The sequence below is a fragment of the Segetibacter sp. 3557_3 genome, assembly GCF_004354985.1.
In the GTDB taxonomy this organism is placed as follows: domain Bacteria; phylum Bacteroidota; class Bacteroidia; order Chitinophagales; family Chitinophagaceae; genus Segetibacter.
Window position 1 is genome coordinate 241896 of the sequence record NZ_SMSK01000003.1, and the last position, 17844, is coordinate 259739.

At 47.2% G+C, this 17844-nt stretch carries 12 protein-coding genes; 7 read left to right on the forward strand and 5 right to left on the reverse strand.

Features of this window, described 5'->3' with window-relative positions:
* Nucleotides 1–7 precede the first annotated feature (7 nt).
* Together EXU57_RS07295 and EXU57_RS07300 are read left to right on the forward strand one after the other, a co-directional pair.
* The gene (locus EXU57_RS07295; protein ID WP_133267528.1) at nucleotides 8–1162 is read left to right on the forward strand and encodes an acyl-CoA dehydrogenase family protein; all 1155 of its coding nucleotides are present in this window, start codon (nucleotides 8–10) and stop codon (nucleotides 1160–1162) included.
* A 189-nt stretch (nucleotides 1163–1351) separates the two neighbouring features.
* A complete protein-coding gene (locus tag EXU57_RS07300) occupies nucleotides 1352–2026 on the forward strand; it encodes a YggS family pyridoxal phosphate-dependent enzyme (protein WP_133267529.1) in 675 nt (224 codons plus the stop codon).
* Nucleotides 2027–2039: 13 nt separating this feature from the next.
* Here EXU57_RS07300 and EXU57_RS07305 read toward each other — a convergent pair whose 3' ends face one another.
* Together EXU57_RS07305 and EXU57_RS07310 are read right to left on the reverse strand one after the other, a co-directional pair.
* Nucleotides 2040–3335 carry an amidohydrolase gene (locus tag EXU57_RS07305; RefSeq protein ID WP_133267530.1) on the reverse strand — a complete coding sequence of 432 codons (1296 nt, stop codon included), beginning with the start codon at nucleotides 3333–3335 and terminating at the stop codon, nucleotides 2040–2042.
* Nucleotides 3336–3339: 4 nt separating this feature from the next.
* The gene (locus tag EXU57_RS07310; protein WP_133267531.1) at nucleotides 3340–4869 is read right to left on the reverse strand and encodes a serine hydrolase; all 1530 of its coding nucleotides are present in this window, start codon (nucleotides 4867–4869) and stop codon (nucleotides 3340–3342) included.
* Nucleotides 4870–5435: 566 nt separating this feature from the next.
* On the opposite strand from EXU57_RS07310, the gene EXU57_RS07315 reads away from it, so the two are divergent.
* On the forward strand, nucleotides 5436–5759 hold the full coding sequence (locus EXU57_RS07315; RefSeq protein WP_133267532.1) for a hypothetical protein: 324 nt from the start codon (nucleotides 5436–5438) through the stop codon (nucleotides 5757–5759).
* A 325-nt stretch (nucleotides 5760–6084) separates the two neighbouring features.
* Nucleotides 6085–7410, forward strand: a complete 1326-nt coding sequence (locus tag EXU57_RS07320; protein ID WP_133267533.1) for a sigma-54-dependent transcriptional regulator — start codon at nucleotides 6085–6087, stop codon at nucleotides 7408–7410.
* Here EXU57_RS07320 and EXU57_RS07325 read toward each other — a convergent pair whose 3' ends face one another.
* The 3 genes from EXU57_RS07325 to EXU57_RS07335 form a co-directional block, all read right to left on the reverse strand.
* Entirely contained in the window at nucleotides 7411–9936 is a 2526-nt protein-coding gene (locus EXU57_RS07325) for an ATP-binding protein (protein ID WP_133267534.1), read from the reverse strand. It abuts the gene before it with no gap.
* 615 nt (nucleotides 9937–10551) lie between these two features.
* A complete protein-coding gene (locus EXU57_RS07330) occupies nucleotides 10552–13155 on the reverse strand; it encodes a ligase-associated DNA damage response DEXH box helicase (RefSeq protein ID WP_133267535.1) in 2604 nt (867 codons plus the stop codon).
* A 391-nt stretch (nucleotides 13156–13546) separates the two neighbouring features.
* Nucleotides 13547–15118: a M28 family metallopeptidase gene (locus EXU57_RS07335; RefSeq protein WP_133267536.1), complete on the reverse strand. Its 1572-nt coding sequence runs from the start codon at nucleotides 15116–15118 to the stop codon at nucleotides 13547–13549.
* Between the two features lie 84 nt (nucleotides 15119–15202).
* Between EXU57_RS07335 and EXU57_RS07340 the strand changes: the two genes are divergently transcribed.
* The 3 genes from EXU57_RS07340 to EXU57_RS07350 all read left to right on the forward strand — a co-directional run bounded on the left by EXU57_RS07340 (nucleotide 15203) and on the right by EXU57_RS07350 (nucleotide 17601).
* Nucleotides 15203–15736 (forward strand): RNA methyltransferase, encoded by a 534-nt coding sequence (locus EXU57_RS07340; protein WP_243745539.1) that lies wholly within the window; start codon nucleotides 15203–15205, stop codon nucleotides 15734–15736.
* A gap of 103 nt (nucleotides 15737–15839) precedes the next feature.
* Complete coding sequence (locus EXU57_RS07345) at nucleotides 15840–16799, forward strand: UbiA-like polyprenyltransferase (protein WP_133267537.1); 960 nt, start codon at nucleotides 15840–15842, stop codon at nucleotides 16797–16799.
* A gap of 97 nt (nucleotides 16800–16896) precedes the next feature.
* Nucleotides 16897–17601 (forward strand): DUF92 domain-containing protein, encoded by a 705-nt coding sequence (locus EXU57_RS07350; RefSeq protein ID WP_133267538.1) that lies wholly within the window; start codon nucleotides 16897–16899, stop codon nucleotides 17599–17601.
* The last annotated feature ends 243 nt before the right edge of the window (nucleotides 17602–17844 follow it).

Genomic DNA, 17844 nt, shown 5'->3' on the forward strand with positions numbered 1-17844 from the left:
CAAATCGATGGATTTCATTATAAGCGAAGAACAACAGATGATCAGGCAGGCTGCGAGGGACTTCGCTAAAAACGAATGTCTGCCCGGGGTAATACAGCGGGACGAACAACAGAAGTTTCCCAAAGAACAGATCATGAAGCTGGGTGAGTTGGGTTTTATGGGCATGATGGTCGACCCAAAATATGGCGGCAGCGGTTTGGATACCGTAAGCTATGTATTGGCAATGGAAGAGATCAGTAAGATTGATGCAAGCACCAGTGTATGCATGAGCGTTAACAATAGCCTTGTATGTTGGGGTATACAGGAATTTGGCAACGACGCACAAAAAGAGAAATACCTGACCCCGCTTGCTATGGGGCAGAAAGATGGCGAACTATATATTGGCGCGTTCCTGTTAAGTGAGCCGGAGGCTGGCAGTGATGCCACTTCCCAGAAAACAATGGCAGAAGATAGGGGCGATCACTACCTGCTGAATGGCACAAAAAACTGGATCACCAACGGGGCCAGCGCATCCGTTTATCTCGTGATTGCGCAAACTGATCCTGCGAAGAAAAGCAATGGCATCAATGTATTTATTGTTGAAAGAGACACCCCGGGTGTTGAGGTTGCGCCCAAAGAGAACAAATTAGGCATACGCGGAAGTGATACAACCTCGGTGATGTTTACCGATGTGGTAGTGCCAAAAGAAAACCGGATCGGCGAAGATGGCTTTGGTTTTAAGTTCGCCATGAAGACCCTTGCCGGTGGGCGGATTGGTATTGCTTCGCAGGCGTTGGGCATCGCGAGCGGTGCTTACGAACTATCACTTGCTTATGCAAAACAACGAAAGGCGTTTGGGAAAGAAATTATGCATCACCAGGCTATCCAGTTTAAACTTGCAGACATGGCAACCCGGATCGATGCATCACGCCTGATGTGCCTGAAAGCAGCGAGCGATAAAGACAATGGCCGCGACTACACGCTAAGCTCTTCAATGGCAAAGGTATTCAGCAGTGAAACGGCTATGTGGACTGCGACAGAGGCCGTGCAGATACATGGGGGTTATGGCTTTGTAAAGGAATACCATGTTGAACGACTGATGCGCGACGCAAAGATTACCCAGATATATGAAGGCACCAGCGAGGTACAGCGCATTGTGATCGGCAGAACTATTCTAAAATAAATCAATATAAACGATTGAACGCCCTGGTAAAGAACTTCGCCAGGGCTTTTTCATGCCCATCATAGTCGCTTATTCCGGCCAGTCAGGCACATTTCAATATTTGGCTGGCCATGGAAAGCAATCCGGGGATAATCAGCAGGACAACGTTCCCGAATTCGGTTACTTTTGCTGCAAACATCAGCATGGCATATGGGGGTAAACATTGAGCTATATCGGCAAATTCTTGGGGTTCTGGAACCGGCACAGGTTGAACTTGTAGCGGTAAGCAAGGTGCGGAGTGCTGAAGAAATTATGCAGTTGTATAATGAAGGTCAGCGCGACTTTGGAGAGAACTATGTGCAGGAGCTCGTAGATAAGCAGCTGATGTTGCCTGTTGATATACGTTGGCATTTTATAGGACATCTACAAACCAATAAGGTAAAACAGATTGCACCTTTTGTACACCTGATACATGGGGTTGACAGTACAAAGCTGCTGGCGGAAATTAACAAACAAGGTAAAAAGCACGACAGGGTAATTAATTGCCTTATGCAGGTGCATGTAGCTGAAGAGCCTAACAAGTTCGGGCTTACGGAAGAGACCCTGTTTGATGCGCTTGCCCAGGTTACCCAAACCCCACTTGAATTTTCAAACGTTTATATCCGTGGAATCATGGGGATGGCTTCTTTCACCGACAACAGGGAACAGATCAGGGGTGAATTCAAGTTTTTAAAATACCTGTTTGACAAATACCAAAGCATGGCCTCGTCAAATTGCGCATTGAAAACGCTCTCCATGGGGATGAGCGACGATTACGAAATCGCGATCGAAGAGGGTAGTAATATGGTAAGAATTGGCAGCCTTCTTTTTGGAAGACGGATATAGCCCTTATGACAAATTATTTTTGGCCTGTTTTTGCATAATCGAACACCAACTGGCAAAATGCTTTTACGCCAACATCAAGCCTGCTGTCGTCGACAAAAAAGTCAGGGGTATGGTGGGGAGGGGCAGTTTTTTCATCTTGTCCCTTAGGCATTCCACCTAAAAAGAAGAATACCGAAGGAACCTTATCGCCGATAAAAGAAAAGTCTTCAGCACCCATAACCCATTCCATTTCTTTCACGTTATTCTTCCCGGCTGCTGTTTCAAAAGATGGTAACATGCGTTTTGTGAGTTCCGGATTGTTGAAGGTTACCAGCGTTTTGTTTTCAAACTTCACTTCTGCTTGTGCACCGGCGCTTTCAGCAATGTGCGTAGCGGTGGTTTTTATTTTTTCAAACACGAGTTTACGCATATTCGCATCCAGGGTCCTGATCGTTCCGGTAAGGTCTGCTTCTTCGGGTATAATGTTCATACGTACCCCGCTGTGAAACATGCCTACGGAAATTACAACAGGCGCTTTTGTTAGTTCGCTTTCGCGGCTCACAATGGTTTGCAGACCCATAATGATTTGCGATGAAACTACAATAGGATCTATACCAAGCCAGGGATAAGCTCCATGCGTTTGTTTTCCTTTTACCTTAATGCTAAATTCATCGGCGGACGCCATTACGGAACCACTCTTGTATTTAATCGTCCCCACTTCTGTTGCCGAGTTAATGTGCAGTCCAAACGCCGCTTCAACTTTTGGGTTATTCAGCACTCCTTCTTTAACCATTAGCGAAGCGCCACCTTCTTCTCCAATTGGCGAGCCTTCCTCAGCGGGCTGGAACAGGAATACAACAGTACCGGGTACATCCTTTTTCATTTGCGACAGCACGGTAGCTGCACCAATTAGTATAGCCGTATGGGTATCATGACCACATGCATGCATTACCCCAACTTGTTGGCCGTTGTATTCCGCAATTTGCTTTGACGCAAAAGGAATCTTTACCCGTTCAGTAACAGGCAGTCCATCCATGTCGGCCCGCAGCGCGACAACCGGTCCCGGTTTGCCACCTTTAAGAATAGCTACAACACCTGTTTTTGCAATCCCAGTTTTAATCTCGAGTCCTAAACCTTTCAGCCGTTCTACAACGTATGCTGCCGTCTTTGTTTCCCTGTTCGACAATTCAGGGTATTCGTGCAAATGGCGTCGCCATCCAATCAGGTCGTTGTTGATTGCTGTTGTTTTTTGCGCAATCACCGAAGCAATATCCTGGGCGCTGAGGCATAAAGCCGGGAAAGCAGCAAGCGCCAGTAGGAGTTTTTTCATGGGCTTATTTTTTCGTAAACGTATACGGGTCGTACTCGATAAAGTCGTTTGCTTTCACTGACAGGGATATCACCTTGCCATTTGCGATATTGAACCTGGTTGGGAATATGCCGAATGCCAGTGGCGAATAAGTCAGCAACCATTCGTTATTGTCCATATAGGCCAGCGTTGCCGATAGATTATTGTGCCCTTTGAAATTCAGTTGCAGCTGTTTCCCCTGAGGAGCAAGCTTAATTTCCATCTCGCCATACAATTCATTTTGGTAAGTGCCAACAAAAGCTGAAAGGGCAAGCGACGGCAACGAGCCTTTAACCCGGGCTTTATAGTCGGCTATATCTGAAATGGTTTCTGCTTCACCCCTGGTGAAAGATGACAAGGCGGAAAGGGACCTGTTTACATAGGGCACTCCAAGATAGGCGTCGAGTAACTGGTAACGCAGCGACTCAAAAAATTCCTGGTTGTCATTATTGGTGAGTATCACAATACCAAGCTTTTCCTCTGGTACAAAACAGGTATTGGTGACAAAGCCAAACGCACCGCCGGTGTGGTGATATACCTGCCGGCCATTGTAATCAGCCGAAAACACACCAAGGCCGTACCCACTGAAATGAGTGGGGAAAGCCGTAGACTTGCGGCTCCGGATGGTTGTATTTACATCGCGGGTACGCTGTATTACTGCCCAGGGCAAAATGCGTTTACCTTCATAACGGCCGCTATCTAGTTGCATCATCAGCCATTTACTCATGTCTTTAACGTTGCTTACCATACTCCCTGCAGGACCAATATTGTCAATCTTGTCGTAACCCAGCTCATATAAACTTCCGGTAAACTGGGTGGTGTAGGGTTTTGCCACGTTCGGCCTTTCTGAAATTCCCTGGCTCAACATATGGGTGTTGTTCATATTCAATGGCATCAGAATGCTGTCGTAAACATATACCTCCCACGGTTTACCACTTACGATCGGGATAATTTCCCCAGCCGTCAAAAAGCAACTGTTGCAGTAACCAAAATCCTGTCGAAATTGCCCGGGTGGTGTTAACAGACGCATTCGCTTGATGATCTCGTACCGGCTCAACTTGCTGTTCCAAAAAGTGAAGTCACCCTGGAAAGTTTTAGTGCCAATCCGGTGACTTAACAGGTCGCGAACGGTCACCATTTCTGAAGCATTTTTGTCGTATAAGGCGTAATCTTTAAAGTACCTGGTAACCTTATCATCCAACGACAGCTTCTTTTCATGATCCAGTTGGGCAACAGCTGTTCCGGTAAAGAGTTTAGTGTTACTGGCAATCATAAACAGGGTGTTCTCATCAACAGGTGCTTTTGTGTTGATGTCGCGGACACCATAACCTTTCATTGCAACAACCTGGTTGTTTTTTACTATGGCGATGGCAAGACCGGGTATGTTCCAGTCCTTCATTCCTTGTTGAATATATTTTTCAAGGCTGTCGGTTACAAAAGACGGGTTGGACGATTGGGCACGTAAGGCAAAAGTGCAAAAACAAACAATGGTAAAAACCCCTATACTCCTGATCATTCGCTTGGTTTAAAAGATGAAAATAGGTGAAAAAGCTAAGTGATATATGAACTAATGAACGACAACGAACGAGACGCTATAAGATCTGCATGGCAAGTTGAAATCAGGTACGCTGGTATTTACGTACTATTCTCTTCCAGGGCTGCTTTAATAGTATCATCAGCCCGGGTGCCGACCCGGATGAACTCGTTCATACAAAGTTTCGTCGCGTACGGCAGGCACTGCGCGCGGATGAACACAACGGTAAATGAACATGAATTCCTTGTACCAAGGGGTGGATACAAGAATCGATTATGAGTCTTAACGGGTTTCTGAAGGTGGTCTATTCACCATCACAGGTTGACTTAAGTTTCGGCCCCTAACTTGTTAATGTATTCATAACGGAGCTGGGGCGCGTTTGGTCGATGGACGACTTACGAACCGTTTTGTAGAATAATACGACATAGCAACATCTTAGGATTGTGCTTTAAATCACTAAGGTTCAATGGCGTGCAGCAATCTGATAAACAGGCACATTTTTCCTTGTTCACGGGTATTATTTCAACCACAAATCAAAAAGTTCAGTCATGAAAAAAATCATTATCGGATCAGTTGCGCTTTTCTTTGCAGCTGTTACAGATGCAAATGCAGGCACATTTTCGACTACTGAAAAGTTTGTAGTTCAGGACACCACAAGAAAGTCGCAAGACTCTTCACAGAAGGCACCTGTGAAAGCAGAAGATCTTCCAAAAGCTGTGAAAGACATTTTAGCCGGTGATGAATTTAAAGAGTGGACAGTAAGTTCGGCATCGTGGATTAAAGGCAACAGGGAGTACTATGAAATTGCACTTGCCAAGGGTACAGAAGCAAGAGTAGTGAAGCTCGATAAGGAAGGCAAGAAAGTAGAATAACAATTCTAACCACAAATTAGGAATATAAAAGACCGGCTTTGTCCGGTCTTTTATATTTTTGTCAATGTCTCAGTCTATAATCCGGCAGTATTGTTCTCTGCTTTAAAGGTGAATATCAACCCGGTCTCGAAACCTGGTTGATCCGTAGCAGGATGAACGCGGGCTACTGAGATGTCCCGGCTAAGCTTAGTATAATCGATTATTTGGGGTTACAAACAAAACCGGTGCAACAAATTGTGGCCTACCGCGGTCGTTAAAAAGAGAAATGCTGGCTCAGAAGTAAACCGGATCAGGGTTTGGACACCTAAATATTACCACCGACATTATGCTCAAAATATTATTAGTTGAAGATGATCTTACGTTTGCTAAAATCCTCGAAGGATTTCTAAAGCGAAACGGCTACGAGGTCGATGCTAAAACTAATATCAAATCTGCTTTACAGGCAATAGAAAACAACAACTACGACCTGTTCTTACTTGATTATCGTTTACCAGATGGCACCGGGCTTGACCTGCTTTCCACTTTATCGGTAAAGCAATCAGCCGGCCCCGTGATTATGATGACAAGCTTCAACGACGTCCGTACGGCTGTTAAAGCCATGCGTTCAGGCGTATTTGAATACATCACCAAACCCGTGAACCCTGAAGAGCTGCTCATGATCATCAACGAGGCGTCGAAGCGAGACCCTGTTGACGTTGCTGCACCGCCTAAGAAAAAGGCCTTTATTGAAGGAAACAGCAAAATCGCGCAACGTCTTTCCGAGCACATCAGGATCGTTGCGCCAACCGATATGTCGGTATTAATTGTTGGTGAAAGCGGAACCGGCAAAGAACACGTTGCCCGCTCTATTCATGAGTTTAGCACCCGGAATAAAAAGCCATTTGTTGCCGTTGACTGTGGTACGCTCTCCAAAGAGCTTGCAGGAAGTGAACTTTTCGGGCATGTGAAAGGAGCTTTCACTGGAGCAGCCCTGGATAAAACCGGTGTTTTTGAACTGGCCAGCGGTGGAACGGTATTCCTTGATGAAATTGGTAATCTTGGCTATGATGTGCAGATCAAACTACTCCGTATGTTACAGGAACGGGTTATCCAGCCCGTTGGTGGAACAAAGCAGGTGAATGTAGACATCCGGCTGATTACCGCAACAAACGACAACCTGTTAAACAGCATTGCGAATGGTGGATTTAGAGAAGACATCTACCACCGGATAAATGAATTCAAGATACAGGTACCACCGTTAAGGAGCAGGGGAGACGACCTTAGGTTATTTGTCACCTACTTTATCGAACAGGCAAACGCAGAACTGGGACGCTCGGTAAAAGCTGTTAGTGCGGAGGCTATGCGCGTATTTGAAGATTATGACTGGCCGGGTAATCTTCGGGAGCTCCGGAACGTAATTAAAAGGATGGTGCTGCTAAGTAAGTCAGATATTGCCGGCACAGACGTTTTACCTGAAGAAATGATTGATACGATTGACCAACAGTCAAGAAAACCAACGGTTGACTTGAAAGCAATACAGGAAGTTGGGGAAAAAGAAACAATCGCTAAAGTGCTGTTGCAAACCCGTTACAATAAAACTAAAGCGGCGAAGCTGTTAAACATCGACCGTAAAACCCTCTACTATAAAATGGAACAGTACGGTATTGAATAGCTAAACGGTAGTTCCAAGGGTACTTTGTAGCAGGAAAAGAAAACTTTCGAGTTCAGGCAATACATCCTCATGCATGGTTTGGAGCAATCCGGCATCTTCAGTGGACCGCAGTTCAGCTTCCCAATACCGCAGTGTTTTTGCAAGTTCTTTTTCTCCCACCTGGCCGGCACGGCCGGCAAGCCGGTGAATAATCAGGCTACAGGTTTCCAGATCACCCCTGTTAACGGCGTCCGCCAATTCTTTTTTATCGGTAATGGTGTCTTCAAAGCATTGCTCAAGAATGGCCATTACCTGGTGCTCGTCTACCACCAACTTACGTAAGCCCGAAAGATCAAGCGCACTTGCTGGTTCAGGTGAGGACAATATCGTGAATTCATGCACCATTTCTACCAGCGCGGTTTCGGTAAATGGCTTTAGCAAGATACTATCAAACCCATTCTCCAGAATCGCCTGCTTTTCTTCGGCAAGCACCTGCGCTGTAAGCGCAATGATCTTTATGCCAGGGCCGATCTTCTTTCTTAGTTCATGGCACAAGTGGATCCCATCCATTCCCGGCAGCCGGATGTCGGAAACAATCAACTGAACTTCCGTATCAAATTTTGCTGCCAGGAGATCCTCCGCAGAACTAAAACAGCGGTGACGAATGTTGTATTTGCTGAAGATCAACGAAGCCAAATTCCTTATCAGGCGATCGTCATCCACGATCCATACGGTTCCACTAAAATGAACTCCATTACCGGGGTGATCATTCGTGCCAACACTCACCGGCGCATTTGTCAGGGGGTAAGCAATGGCGACGGTAAATTGTGATCCCTTTTTTGGTTGGCTCTGTACGGCGATGGTTCCATTTTGCGCCTCAACCAGTTCTTTAACAATGCTCAGCCCAAGCCCGGTACCGTAATGCATCCCGCCCTTGTTGTTAGATGCCTGCTCAAACTGCCTGAACACATGTTGTAATTCGTGCGGTTCAATCCCAATGCCAGTGTCTTCCACTACGATGGTAAACCGACCCATATCCCCATCTTTAAGGCCGGTAACCGATAAAGTGACCGAACCACTTTCCGTAAACTTAATGGCATTGCCCAGGAGGTTATACAGCACCTGCTTAAGGCGAAAGCGATCACCAAGTAACCATTCTGTTTCGGTGTTTTTGACCTCAACATTTAATTGCAATCCCTTTTTTTCTGCAAGCAATTCGAGCCCTGATGAAACTTCATTAACAACATCGGTTATCGAAAACGGGTTGTTTTCGAAGGTTAGTTTACCGGAGGTAATCCTGCTGTAATCGAGTACTTCATTTACAATTTGCAGCAGGTGTTGCGAGGAACTATACACCGCTTTTACAGCCGACTTATTGCCATCGCCATTCTCCAGTAACTGCTGCTCTGTATAGCCGATGATCGACTGCAATGGTGTCCTGATCTCGTGGCTCATGTTGGTTAAGAACCTTTGCTTCGCCATACTATGGTACTCTGCCTCGTTTTTGGCTAGTTCAAGCTGTTTCCGGTAGCTACGGCTTCGGGCAACGTCGGCCAGCAGGAGCCAGGTAAGCACTATAGCGAGCACGATGAAAATTATCGTAATCCAACGCGTTAAGGCGATTGTGTCTGCAGCAAGTTCGGTAGTCGTAGTGGTTTGTTCTTTTACCAGTGCCATCTCTTCCTGCTCAACCTCGTTAAGTATGCCCAATAATCGGTGTATAAGAATGTCGTTTGCCTTTATCAATTCCTGTTCGCTCTCCCGCAACATTTCTGTTGACTTAAGCCTTCCTTTTTCTATCCGGCGCAGTGAGCTTCCCAGTTCGGCCAGGTTGGTATCCTGCTTGGTTACCGCAAGGGTGTCGATGGTTGTTGATGACTCTTCTTCAATAATTACTTTAGGTGCGGGTGCCGTTGCAAGTACAGTTGTATCCTTTTTTTCTTTCGTAAATATTCGTTTGAGCCACGACTTTTTGGGTTTGATTTTTCTGGAAGTATCGGGGTGAATGATAGTGGTTGTTTTTACTTTTTTCTCGCGGGTTACAACATTTGTATCCACCTCAACCCGGTCGCTATCCATCTGCGCTGAGATCGCGTTGAGTTCCCGTTCAAAAGCCCTTCGTTGACCGATATTGTAGCCTAGGCGCAGGTAGTTAGCAAAAAGTTTATTGCTGAGGCGCATCAGCCGGCCAATCGAGTCGACCCTCTTTTTTTGCGCAGGCACATTAACCAACAGCGCACCAAGTTGGTTGATGGTGGTGTTAATGCGCCGTGTTTGATTGGTAAAAGACTCCGACGGTTTACGCTTGCCGGCCATTACCTGCAACCGTTGTAGGTGGGGCAGGTTAGAAACATCGATAAACAGTTTGCGGGAGAGCAGGAGCTTTTCGTTGGGTGTAGACAGGTCGGAAACAATGGTGCTGATTTTATTAAAGGCAAGATTATTTACCACCCATACCACCCCAAGCGACAGTAACACCAATGCAAAAGCAATGATGATCTTGCCGCTCATCTTTTCAACAAAACTGCTGTTTTCGTCAGATGCCATTTTAATGATTTGCCTGCTGAACGCAGGAACAAGCTGCCAAACAGTCAAAAGTACTTATAAAGCTGAGGTGAGTGAAGGGTCAAAAGTTAAATGTGGAAAAGCGCAAGGAAAAAATCAAAATTCAAAAGTAAAAATTCAAAACTGAGCAACTGGGTTTAGGTTGCGGGGGAACAACGTTGCGGCGCCAGGTAGGCTTACTGGTCACAATATTGGCATGTTAGAAAATTGCCTGAGATCCGGGCACAATCTTCAGACACCTGGCGCTGCAATCCTGGTGTTTGCATTCTGTAAACCACTAATTAGAAGGCTAATGTTGCAAATCATAGCTTGACGCATCACCAGGGATCGAAATTCTTTGCATTTACGATCAACATTCAACGTCGTTTAGTTAAGCCCCTTGCTGGCTTAATTTGCCCGGTAAAGGTATACAGTACAAGCCCCGTCCGAAAGTAGTTCATACGGGCGGGCGCCCGTATGAACCCGTTTTGAATGGTGTGCGACTCACTAATAAATTCAGGGCACGGCGCAACGATTTACAATTAAAAACGGCGGCTTGGTCCACAAAGATTGCTGAATCAACAACAATGACTCAACATTTATCATTCAGGATAACTACTACGAGGTAAGCCTCGCCTGCATCTTCCTCACCCGGTCTTCCAACTTTTCCGAGCTCATGTCTTCCCGCATGCTATCTACTTTAATTGGGAAACAGAACGGTGTAAGGCGGTCGGGGTAGGTAAGGATGATCGCCGACTGTTGAATACGCTCCAGCATACTGCGCAAACGAACCTCTTCCATTTGCTGATCCATCACCTCGTTGTACGCCTGCCTCAACAGGAGATTGCGGGCATCGTATTCGCTGAAAACTTTGAAGAGTAAACCCGCCGACGATTGCAGGTGGCGGGTTTTCTTTTGTTCACCCGGGAACCCCTGGAAAATAAGTCCGCCGATTACCGCAATGTCCCTGAATTTGCGCATGGCCATCTCCGTCGCGTTTACACTTCGCTGGATGTCGGCAAACAGGTTATCGGTAGAAAAAAGCTCGTATACGTTTGTATCATCAACTGGTATCGGTTGATCGCTGAGCAATTCAAACCCATAATCATTCATGGCAAACGAAAAGGTAATGGGGGTAATCTGGCTAATGCGGTAGGCGAGGATAGCGGCCATAGCTTCGTGCACCAGCCGGCCTTCAAACGGGTAAACAAAGAGGTGAAAACCGTCCTTTGTTTCGATTTGCTCGATCAAAAGTTCGTTTTCCTGCGGCACATGCGACAGTTCCTGCTGAAGGTCGAACAGAGGCTTTAGCGCCAGTAGCTCTACGTCGGTGGCGTTATGGTGGGCCTCGTTAAATTTTTTCCGCAACATCTTGCCCAGGTTAGAGGAGAGTGGCATCCGACCGCCGTTCCAGCTGGGGATATTCGATTTGGTTGCATTTGATTTTCGCACCAGCGCGGTCATGTCTTTGATCATCACAAATTCGAGAACCCGCCCGGATAACGTAAACACGTCGCCCGGCGCCATTCGGGAGATAAACGACTCTTCAATTACGCCAATGTAACCGCCAGCCATAAACTTAACCTTCACCATGGAGTCGCCTACGATGGTGCCAATATGAAGCCGGTGGCGCATGGCAATACGCCGGTTTCGGATCCGGTAAATGCCATCATCACCGATTTCTACTTTCTTGTATTCATCATACTGTTGCAGCGCCTCGCCACCACTCACGATGCTATGTAGCATTTGCTGCCATTCATCATCGGTGATGTCGCTAAAACACCAGGTGCTTTTTACTTCTTCATAAACCTGATCCGGCAAAAAGCCTTCGCCGATCGCAAGCGTACATAAATATTGAATCAGCACATCGAAACAAAGTATGCGTGGCTCGCGGGTCTCGATAAGGTTTTCGTGCATGGCCTGTTTCAGCGCTGCGGCTTCAACGAGTTCAAGCGTATGTGTCGGAAGAAAATAAATCTTACTCACCTTACCAGGCTGATGACCACTGCGACCCGCGCGCTGCAGGAATCGCGCAACACCCTTTGGCGAACCCACCTGTATGACGGTTTCCACCGGTCGGAAGTCAACCCCAAGATCTAAACTAGCGGTGCAAACAACTGCTTTTAGCTTAGTTGTATGTAAGGCTTCTTCCACCCAGGTGCGGAGTTCGCGTTCTATGCTTCCATGATGTAATGCAATGGCTCCCGCCAGGTCGGGAGCGAGCTCCAGTATTTTCTGGTACCATCTTTCACTCATACCCCGGGTATTGATGAACATCAGGGTAGTGGTATTCGCGCGGATAATTTCGATTGCCTGTTCTGCAAGGTTAAGCCCAAGGTGCCCCGCCCACGGATACTTCTCAATCTCGTCGGGGATCACCGACTCAATGGCAATTTTTTTCTGCAAACGGGCGACAATTATGGGGAATCTCGTGGTGTCAGTTGTATCAACTCCTGCCAGTTGCTGCAATGGCGACAGTAGCACGTCGCGGGCCTCGTCGAGATTGCCAATGGTCGCACTGATGCCCCAAACCGAGAGCTGCTGCAATTCGTGCTGATGCACATCCCCTGTTTTTGTCGCGGCCCGTTTTACTTTCGCTGTTGCTCCTATCGCATTAGCCGAAACTGCTGTTTCAGCCAAAGCCTTTGTGATAGCACTATTCTTAACACCGGCAATCCGGCTGATCGCAAGCTCTACCTGCACCCCCCGTTTGCTGCCCAGCAATTCATGCCATTCGTCTACGGCAATGGTCTGGAGGTTTTGAAAAGTTGTGGGGTAATCTTTTGTTGCCAGCAGGAGGTGCAGGCTTTCCGGTGTAATAATGAGCACCTCCGGCATATTGCGCTTTTGCTTTGCGCGTTCATTCAGGTCGGTATCGCCATTCCTGGATCCGATTTGCCAGCTCATTCCAAGCTCTGCGATTACTTCTTCCATTGCCCGCCCAATATCTTTGGCAAGCGCCCGCAACGGGGTGACCCAAAGTAACTGTAATCCGTTTTTTCGTTTTGTTTTGTACGTAGCCGGATTCTGGTTGATGAAATTAATGAGTGCGCCCAGGTAAACAGAAAACGTTTTGCCAAATCCCGTAGGCGCATTAACCAGGCCGCTTTGCTGCGCACAGATAGCCCGCCAGGTTTCCTGCTGGAATTCAAACGGCTTCATGCCTTTTCCCGCCAACCAATCACTTATTACCTGGTAGCCCGGCGTTTTCTCAAGTTTCACATGCTAAAATTAGGCGTTTATATGATCGCGGATTTACCGATTAGCGGATTACGTATGACTAAGCTCACTGACCTATTGCAAATTCACATTTTGCGGATGGGCACAACCTTGTGAAATGAAAATGGTATCAGGAATGGGAGTTCAGGATAACACCAGAACGAAATGAAAGTTGATATTCGTTGCCCCGTTGTTGAAAGAAAGTACAGCCGATGTGAGTGACACCCCCCGAATGGCGCAGGCGAGGGGCAACGATGTTGAGCGAAGCGCACATTGGAGCTCCAATAGAAATCAATTCAGAAAGTTCATCCCCCGTGCTATCGCGCTCAGCGACTATAAACGGGGGTATACACGAAAAAGGGCTCTTTTCAGAGCCCTTAGGTTATAATCGTCGTTAATTGCCACTGGCTTTCGGTAGTTCTTTTCTCGGGATCTTTTCGTCGCGCATTGCTGCATTATAAACAAAAGCTGCAACGATTGCCGCCGATTGTTTAAGGTCCGACTCAATCAGGTGATCGTAGGTATCCATATTGCTGTGGTGGGTACGGGTATCGTATTCAATCTCATCTTGTATAAACTGGAAGCCTGGCAGGCCCACAGCGTCGAATGCAAGGTGATCGGTCCCACCGGTATTGTTGATGGTAACTGTTTTCGAGCCTGAATCAGCAAATGGTTGCAACCAGTTGGTAAAAACATTACGTGCAGCTTCGTTGCCCTGCAGGTAAATACCGCGAACTTTTCCTGTGCCATTGTCCAGGTTAAAGTAAGCCGAGAACTTTTCGTGTGCAGGTAATAATTGCATGGTTGCGGGGTCGCCAAAGGTTTTCTTTACATAGCCACGTGAGCCAAAAAGACCCTGCTCCTCACCGCTCCACAAAGCAATGCGAATGGTGCGTTTTGGCTTTAGCCCAAGTGTTTGTATCAGGCGAACCGCTTCCATCATTATAGAACAACCTGCCGCATTATCCGTTGCACCGGTGCCGCCATGCCAGCTGTCCAGGTGACCACCAAGCATAACCACCTCATCCTTCAGCTTACTGTCGGTGCCTTTTATTTCGGCAATTACGTTGTAACCCTTTGTGTCGTCCGTGGTGAACCGGGTTTTTACATCCATTTCGAGGCTTACCGGGGTGCCCGATTTAGCGAGGCGCATGATGCTCATATAATCTTCATTGGCTAGGGCAACGTCCAGCAGGTTCTCCGGGTCGGTAGCTTTGTATGCGCCGCCTCCCTGAACAAACACGGTACCATCGTGGCTTCGGCTTGTAGCACTTAACACAGCTATTGCACCTTCACTTTTTGCCATCGCTTTCAACAATGCGGGAACCGCAAGTGCCCCTCTTTGCCCGGCAAACTGCTCTCTTCTGCGCCGTAACGCGGCAGTGTCTACCGGAACCCGGGGCGTAAGTTTGGCATCCGTCATCTTCTGCAATTCCTCATCCGTATACCGGTTTGCATCGGCAGTAAAGCTTTGCCGGTAAGTGTCGTTGCGTTCAAGTAGAACCACTTTCCCAGCCAGTTTGCCGCGGTACCCTTCAAGGGCAGCAGAATCTTTTGCTGACACCAACAGCACAGCGGCCGATTTTGGCCCGTTTGTACCGGCCGACCATGCTTTCGGGATCCCGATCAATGGCTTATAATATGGCGCAGTCATGGCTACGTACGATTTCTGAAGTTCCCAGCCTTTACCGAAATCGCCCCAGGGATCAAGAATGGCATTGGTAAGCCCCCATGATTTCAATTGTTGCAGGGCATAGTTGGCGGCACGTGAAAATCCCGGTGACACTGTAAGCCGTGGTCCGCTGACGTCGGTTAGCTGAAAGGCGATATCCATCACCTGGGAGCGGTTCATTTCTTCCTGCCGGATCCTTTGAACCGTTGCGAGGTCTGTTTTCTCGTTTTGCGCGCAAACACCCAGCGGGGCGGCTACAAGAAGCGCCAAAATAAAGTGATCAAATTTTCTCATGTGTATATTTTACGTTTCGCAACTAAGTTAAGTAGGCACAATTTACCCTGGGGGAAAGATATGGAAGTAATTACCTTTGCGCACATGCGAAAATTAAGCATGGATGAACTGGGGCGCAAATCGGTAAAAGCTTTTAAAGAAGCAGAAAAAACACCTGTTATAGCCATATTGGACAATATCAGAAGTATGCATAATGTTGGCAGTATATTTCGGTCAGCCGACGCATTTTTGCTCCAGGCCATCTTCCTTTGCGGGTACACCCCGCAACCACCACACCGCGATATCCAAAAAACTGCCCTTGGCGCAACCGAAACCGTCGACTGGATCTATTTTGCTTCAACCCTCGAGGCTGTACAGGCGGTTAAAGCACAAGGGTATCTGGTGTATGGTATCGAGCAGGCTGCGGGAAGTGTCCAACTGCAACACTTTAACACCCAAAATGCCCCGCTTGCCATCGTGTTTGGCAACGAGGTAGAAGGGGTTGGTGCAGACGTTCTGGCCATTGCCGACGGCTGTATAGAAATTCCACAGATGGGGATGAAGCACTCGCTAAACGTTTCTGTTGCCGCAGGAATTGTTTTTTGGGAGTTGGTACGGGGCGGGTTCGCGAGCACTTGATACCGGTTTACCGCTGATCGTTTATTTTTGTTCCCGGCAATGCACCGCTACTGGAAATCGTTGCGTCGCACACTGCAACTTTCTTATCTCTAATCAACTTTTCATGTCTACGATACGACATTACTTTTCTCTTGTTAAATTCAGTCACACCATTTTTGCACTGCCTTTTGCGTTAATCGGGTTTTTCCTGGCCTGTGTTAAAACAGGGCTGATTGAGTTTACGGGAGTAGTCGGCCCAAAACCGGGATGGCATACAACGGTGTTTCCACCGGAATTGCTGGACCAATATAAAAACCTCCCCGGAACGGCTACCGAGATCGCCATTCGTTTTGCACTGGTATTACTGTGTATGATAACCGCCCGGAGTGCAGCTATGGCGTTTAATCGTTGGCTGGATAAAAACTTCGATGCTAAAAATCCGCGAACTGCCATCCGCGAAATACCGGCCGGGATCGTTTCGGCAAATAGCGCATTGATCTTTGTGGTTGTTAATGCAATCATTTTCATCGCCAGCACCTGGTTTATAAACCCGATTTGTTTTTACCTGAGCCCGGTTGCACTTTTTGTGATCTTGTTTTACAGTTACACAAAGCGGTTTACCCCACTGTGTCACCTGGTGCTCGGCCTCGGATTGTCACTTGCGCCAATTGGGGCTTACCTGGCGGTAACCGGCAGGTTCGACTTACTCCCGGTCTTGTTTTCGTTTACGGTTCTTTGTTGGGTGAGCGGCTTCGATATCATCTATGCTTTACAGGATGTAGAATTCGATCGTGAGAATAACCTCTATTCTATCCCTGCGGTCCTGGGTAAGAAAAATGCGCTGCATGTTTCGGAACTCCTGCATTTGTTCAGTGCTGCACTTGTGATTGCTGCGGGGCTAATCGGCAGCTTCGGTATGCTTTATTGGTTTGGTGCAGCAATTTTTTCGGGCATGCTTATCTATCAACACGCCATTGTAAAGCCTGACGATCTAAGACGCGTAAATCTCGCGTTTATGACGGCAAACGGAATTGCCAGTATTGTTTTTGCCTGCTTCGTCCTGGCCGACCTGTTCCTCTTCTAAGTTCAATTGAATGTTCATTCTTGGGTTTTTTTTCTCCCTAATGAGCCTTTTTTGAACCCCGCTGCAATTAGCCTAAACGAAGTACTTTAGCTGGCTAATGCCTGTTTATCTCCCTGCCATTGTAATCCTTTTAGTTGCTGCATTCATTGTGGTGCGACTGCGTAAGCTTACCCCCGCAGGCGGTATCGCAGCTGTTGTCACCGGGTTGCTGGTGTTCGTTGGGGCAAGCTATACGGGCCTTATTTTACTCGCTTCTTTTTTTACCATGGGCACAGCCGCTACATCATGGAACAAATCCTTGAAGCAAACAGTTGATCCGTCTGAAAACCAACTCGGTGGAAGAACTGCCGGCCAGGTATTCGCAAATGGTGGGGTAGCAGCGCTGGCGGGTTTGTTTGCTTACCTCTTGCCACAATTTCACGTTACTTTATTGTTGATGTTAGCCGGGAGTTTGTCTGCTGCCACCGCCGATACCCTGTCATCCGAAATTGGCATGGTAAAAGGCCGGCGCTTCTATAACATTCTTACCTTTAAGAAGGATCTGGCGGGCTTAAATGGTGTAGTCAGTGTTGAAGGTACGTTTGCAGGTATTTTAGGCAGCGTTATACTCGGAGCCTGTTATTTATTGCTTACCAATGCGCCGGCAATACACTTTATGGCAATTGTACTTGCAGGTACCGCGGGAAATTTAGCGGACTCTGTTCTAGGTGCAAGCCTTGAAAGAAAACACGTGTTAAACAACGATGCGGTAAATGCGCTGAATACTATTGTTGGCGCTCTCACTGTGCTGCTGTTTATATAGGCACTCCTGGCAAAATTCGTTTTGGGAGATCCTTTCACTGGAAGTGCAAACGATAAATTACTTGGGAAAAGCCGGCTTGTTATCAAAATGGGTCTGCCCAATACCATACAGTTTCCGGTCATACCATAGAAAGCTCATAATGCTATTAGTATGCCGCATTGATATCGAATTGGCAGGAGATGATACATTTGTTATCATCTAAATCCAGGCAACCAGGCGAACCTAAAGGAAACCCGAAAGATT